We start from the raw sequence: 5613 nt of genomic DNA, 5'->3' as shown, positions 1-5613 counted from the left end.
ACGTCAGCGCTGAGAAGCAACAGGCGCTGTCGCAGCTCGCGGGGCGTATTCGCCAGCCAGGTTTCACGCTCAAATTCGATGATGCCGGGCAATGGCTGCGCTCCAGGGTCGTGTGGCTGGGTATGCGTCAGCCGCCGCGCGGGTTGCTGCAACTGGCAAATATGTTACGGGCGCAGGCCGCGCGCAGCGGGTGCTATCAAAGCCCGCAGCCGTTTCACCCGCATATCACACTGCTGCGCGATGCCGGTCACGCGGTTCCAATCCCTCCACCGGGCTTTGGCTGGTCATTTCCGGTTACGGAGTTCGCACTTTACTCCTCCTCATTTTTACGAGGACGCACGCGTTATACGCCGCTGCAACGCTGGACGCTGACTGAATAATTAAAGGGACTGCTTATGCAATTTTCTCCACCTTTACAACCTGCAACGCTCATTCAGCGCTATAAGCGCTTTTTAGCGGATGTGATCACACCCGATGGCACAGCGTTAACGCTACACTGCCCAAATACAGGTGCGATGACCGGATGCGCAATGCCAGGTGACACCGTTTGGTATTCGACATCAGAAAATACTAAACGCAAATATCCACATACCTGGGAATTAACGCAAACCCAATCCGGTGAATTTATTTGTGTTAACACGCTGTGGGCCAACAGATTAACGAAAGAGGCGATTCAGCAGGCGTTAATTTCGGAAGTTTCAGGCTACAGTACTTTGAAAAGTGAAGTAAAATACGGCGCCGAAGGGAGCCGCATCGACTTTTTGTTACAGGCAGATTCCCGACCTGACTGCTATATTGAAGTGAAATCAGTCACGTTGGCGGAAAAAGAGCAGGGTTATTTTCCCGATGCCATCACTGAACGAGGTCAGAAGCATCTTCGGGAATTGATGAGCGTAGCGGCTGAAGGCAAGCGGGCAGTGATATTTTTCGCCGTGCTACATTCAGCCATTACACGGTTTTCACCCGCGCGCCATATCGATGCAAAATATGCGCAATTATTAGTTGAAGCACAGCTTAAGGGGGTTGAAATTCTGGTTTATAAAGCGGAACTTTCTGCCCACGGTATGACTCTTAAAGAGCCGTTGCCCATTACCTTGTAATGGTGTAAATATCTGGTCAATTAGTATTCTGGGCGCGTGGGCAAATACGCTTTTCCTCACAGGGTTGTCAAGTGTTACGTTTAGATAATTGCTATCCGGAAAAGCATCTGCTATTTATAGCGACCTGATTTTTCCCCCGAACATGGGGATCGATAGTGCGTGTTAAGGAGAAGCAACATGCAAGAAGGGCAAAACCGTAAAACATCGTCCCTGAGTATTCTCGCCATCGCTGGGGTGGAGCCGTACCAGGAGAAACCGGGCGAAGAGTATATGAACGAAGCCCAGCTGTCGCACTTCAGGCGTATTCTTGAGGCATGGCGCAATCAACTTAGGGATGAAGTCGATCGCACCGTAACTCATATGCAAGACGAAGCGGCTAACTTCCCTGATCCGGTGGACCGCGCCGCACAGGAAGAAGAATTCAGCCTTGAGCTGCGTAACCGTGACCGTGAGCGCAAACTGATCAAAAAGATCGAGAAGACGCTGAAGAAAGTAGAAGACGAAGATTTCGGCTACTGCGAATCATGCGGCGTAGAAATTGGTATTCGCCGTCTGGAAGCGCGTCCGACAGCCGATCTGTGCATCGACTGTAAAACGCTGGCAGAAATCCGCGAAAAACAAATGGCAGGTTAATTCCGGTCATTTTTACCACGTTTACTACAGGCGGGAGCTTCTCCCGCCTTATTATTTGTTAGTCCGCAAAATGAGCGATTCACACTATATAGGCCGCTTCGCCCCTTCCCCTTCTGGCGAACTGCATTTCGGTTCACTAATTGCCGCCCTCGGGAGTTACCTGCAGGCCCGCGCACAGCGCGGAATCTGGCGAGTGCGCATTGAAGATATTGACCCCCCTCGTGAAGTTCCCGGTGCTGCAGATACGATTCTGCGTCAGCTGGAACATTACGGACTGCACTGGGATGGCGATATTTTATGGCAATCCCAACGTCATGATGCCTACCGCGAGGCGCTCGCCTGGTTACATCAACAGGATCTGAGCTATTACTGCATCTGTACGCGGGCGCGTATTCAAAGCGTCGGCGGTATTTATGACGGCCACTGCCGTGAGTTACGCCTCGGACCAGAGCAGGCGGCTGTCCGCATAAAGCAACGTCACCCGGTGATGCAGTTTACTGACCAACTGCGCGGTGAAATTCAGGCAGATCCACAGCTTGCAGGCGAAGATTTTATCATTCACCGTCGCGACGGGCTCTTTGCCTATAACCTCGCCGTGGTGGTTGATGACCACTTTCAGGGCGTAACAGAGATTGTACGCGGTGCCGATCTTATCGAACCCACGGTGCGGCAAATCTCTTTGTATCAGCAGTTTGGCTGGCAAGCACCTGACTATATTCATCTTCCGCTGGCGCTCAACGAACAAGGCGCTAAACTTTCAAAACAAAATCATGCACCTGCGCTGCCGCAAGGCGATCCGCGTCCGGTGATTATTGCCGCACTGCGCTTTCTCGGCCAGCGTGCCGATATCCCGTGGCAGGATATGCAGGTTGATCAGATCCTGGAGTTTGCCGTTGAGAATTGGCGTCTGACAGCGGTGCCTGAATCGGCGATCTTAAATCCGGCATTCTCAAATGCATCATGCTGAGCTATGATTAGCCGCTATTTTTACACAGCAACACTTGTTCTGATTGAAGTTTGACACTACCGAGGTGCACTATTTTTACCCGAGTCGCTAATTTTTGCCGCAAGGTGCTAAGCCGCGAGGAGCGCGAGGCTGAGCTCGCCGTCGCCCGTCCACATATGACGGTAATTCCGCGTGAGCAGCACTCTATCTCCCGCAAAGATATCAGTGAAAATGCCCTGAAGGTAATGTACAGGCTCAATAAGGCCGGATACGAGGCATGGCTGGTTGGCGGTGGTGTACGCGATCTTTTGCTGGGCAAAAAACCGAAAGATTTTGATGTCACCACTAACGCAACGCCGGATCAGGTGCGCAAACTGTTTCGTAACTGTCGCCTGGTCGGTCGCCGTTTCCGTCTGGCCCATGTCATGTTCGGCCCTGAAATTATCGAAGTGGCGACGTTCCGCGGCCATCATGAAGGCAGCGAATCCGATCGCACAACATCGCAGCGCGGGCAAAACGGTATGCTGCTGCGTGACAACATCTTCGGCTCCATCGAAGAAGATGCACATCGTCGTGATTTCACGATTAACAGCCTGTATTACAGCGTGGCCGATTTCACCGTACGTGATTACGTTGGGGGAATGCAGGATCTCGAAGAGGGCATCATTCGCCTGATCGGTAATCCGGAAACGCGCTATCGCGAAGATCCTGTGCGCATGCTGCGCGCCGTACGCTTTGCCGCCAAGCTCGACATGCGTATCAGCCCGGAAACCGCAGAGCCGATCCCACGTCTGGCTACCTTGCTTAACGATATTCCTCCTGCACGCCTGTTTGAAGAAGCGCTCAAGCTGTTACAGGCGGGCTATGGGTACGAAACCTATAAAAAACTGCGTGAGTACAGCCTGTTCCAACCGCTGTTCCCAACCATTACACGCTACTTCACCGAAGACGGTGACAGCCCGATGGAACGCATCATTGCCCAGGTACTGAAGAATACCGATAACCGCATTCACAATGATATGCGCGTTAACCCGGCGTTCTTGTTTGCTGCCATGTTCTGGTATCCGTTACTGGAAGCCGCACAGAAAATTGCGCAAGAAAGCGGTCTGGCCTATTACGACGCTTTCGCGCTGGCAATGAACGACGTGCTGGACGAAGCCTGCCGCTCGCTGGCGATCCCGAAACGTTTGACCTCACTGACCCGCGATATCTGGCAGTTGCAGTTACGTATGTCCCGTCGCCAGGGCAAACGCGCCTGGAAGCTGATGGAGCATCCAAAGTTCCGCGCAGCTTACGACCTGTTAGCGCTGCGTGCTGAAGTCGAACACAACGCGGAATTGCAGCGACTGGCGAAATGGTGGGGTGAATTCCAGGTTTCTGCGCCGCCAGAACAAAAAGGCATGCTGAACGAGCTGGATGAAGAGCCAGACACACGTCGTCGCCATCGTCGCCCGCGTAAACGCGCGCCACGCCGTGAAGGCTCCGCATGACCTATCACGTATACCCAACACATTTCGAGTCGCATCAAGGTGGTGACACAGATGCAGCTTGAAAAACGACGGGTATATATCGCCCTCGGCAGTAATTTAGCCTCCCCTCTGGAGCAGGTTAATGCTGCCGTGAAAGCGATCGGGGAAATCCCTGACAGCCGAATCGTGGCTGTCTCCTCATTTTACCGTACGCCACCATTAGGCCCACAGGATCAACCCGATTACCTGAACGCCGCCGTCGCACTGGAAACCACCCTTGCGCCGGAAGAATTACTCAATCACACCCAACGCATTGAGTTACAGCAGGGGCGGGTGCGCAAAGCCGAACGCTGGGGACCACGAACGCTGGACCTCGACATTATGCTGTTTGGCGATGAAGTGATTAACACCGAACGTCTGACCGTACCGCACTACGACATGAAAAACCGTGGTTTTATGCTGTGGCCGTTATTCGAAATTGCTCCTGAGCTTATCTTTCCGGATGGTATCAGCCTGCATCAGCACCTCACCCATCTTGGTGCCGCAAAACCTGCACACTGGTAAAGTATCTTCTCCCCTTTAGCGTTTACTGCTTTAGCGCCAAACGATTGCTTAAAACAATTGCCCCCCTGAATGTGACTGTTAGAATGCCGATAAATATGACTTTCATCATCAGGAAATGTTATGAAACCCACCACTATTTCACTGCTGCAGAAATGCAAGCAAGAGAAAAAGCGCTTCGCGACTATCACCGCCTACGACTACAGCTTCGCTAAGCTGTTTGCCGATGAAGGCATCAACGTGATGCTGGTCGGTGATTCGCTGGGCATGACGGTACAGGGGCACGACTCCACCCTGCCCGTCACCGTTGAAGACATTGCTTACCACACCCGAGCCGTGCGTCGCGGCGCACCGAATTGTCTGCTGCTCTCCGACCTACCGTTTATGGCTTATGCCACTCCGGAGCAGGCGTTTGAAAACGCTGCGGTGGTTATGCGCGCGGGCGCTAATATGGTCAAAATCGAAGGTGGCGCCTGGCTGGTAGATACGGTGAAAATGCTCACCGAACGCGCGGTGCCGGTTTGCGGTCATCTGGGATTAACGCCCCAGTCGGTGAATATCTTCGGCGGCTATAAAATTCAGGGCCGCGGCGACGCCGGGCAGGTACTGCTGGATGATGCGCTGGCCTTAGAAGCCGCTGGTGCTCAGTTGCTGGTGCTGGAGTGCGTGCCGGTTGAGCTGGCGAAGCGCGTCACTGAAGCGCTGTCGATCCCGGTGATTGGTATCGGTGCCGGCAACGTCACCGACGGGCAAATCCTCGTCATGCATGATGCCTTTGGTATTACCGGCGGCCATATTCCGAAATTTGCGAAGAATTTCCTCAATGAAGCAGGCGACATGCGCGCCGCAGTGCGGCAGTATATGGCTGAAGTGGAGTCCGGCGTTTATCCGGGCGAAGAGCACA

At 53.3% G+C, this 5613-nt stretch carries 7 protein-coding genes; all 7 read left to right on the top strand.

Annotated features, from left to right (window positions below; all coding sequences use genetic code 11):
- A partial coding sequence (thpR, locus tag FDW94_RS11250) for an RNA 2',3'-cyclic phosphodiesterase (RefSeq protein WP_249358438.1) occupies positions 1-380 on the top strand: 380 nt, incomplete at its 5' end.
- Positions 381-395: 15 nt separating this feature from the next.
- Positions 396-1100 (top strand): DNA/RNA nuclease SfsA, encoded by a 705-nt coding sequence (sfsA, locus tag FDW94_RS11245; protein ID WP_008786246.1) that lies wholly within the window; start codon positions 396-398, stop codon positions 1098-1100.
- Positions 1101-1277: 177 nt separating this feature from the next.
- Positions 1278-1733, top strand: a complete 456-nt coding sequence (dksA, locus tag FDW94_RS11240; RefSeq protein WP_003829221.1) for an RNA polymerase-binding protein DksA — start codon at positions 1278-1280, stop codon at positions 1731-1733.
- 70 nt (positions 1734-1803) lie between these two features.
- The gene (gene gluQRS / locus FDW94_RS11235; RefSeq protein WP_137377591.1) at positions 1804-2700 is read left to right on the top strand and encodes a tRNA glutamyl-Q(34) synthetase GluQRS; all 897 of its coding nucleotides are present in this window, start codon (positions 1804-1806) and stop codon (positions 2698-2700) included.
- A 71-nt stretch (positions 2701-2771) separates the two neighbouring features.
- Complete coding sequence (gene pcnB / locus FDW94_RS11230; protein ID WP_212734176.1) at positions 2772-4169, top strand: polynucleotide adenylyltransferase PcnB; 1398 nt, start codon at positions 2772-2774, stop codon at positions 4167-4169.
- A 51-nt stretch (positions 4170-4220) separates the two neighbouring features.
- Positions 4221-4712, top strand: coding sequence for a 2-amino-4-hydroxy-6-hydroxymethyldihydropteridine diphosphokinase (folK, locus tag FDW94_RS11225; RefSeq protein WP_003829228.1), 492 nt, complete (start codon positions 4221-4223; stop codon positions 4710-4712).
- 120 nt (positions 4713-4832) lie between these two features.
- The coding region (panB, locus tag FDW94_RS11220; RefSeq protein WP_137377608.1) for a 3-methyl-2-oxobutanoate hydroxymethyltransferase at positions 4833-5613 on the top strand (781 nt) is incomplete at its 3' end.

Origin of the sequence: Citrobacter sp. wls757, from assembly GCF_005280935.1 — a bacterium.
Taxonomy (GTDB): Bacteria; Pseudomonadota; Gammaproteobacteria; order Enterobacterales; family Enterobacteriaceae; genus Citrobacter; species Citrobacter portucalensis.
This window is presented reverse-complemented; position numbering and strand designations above follow the sequence as displayed.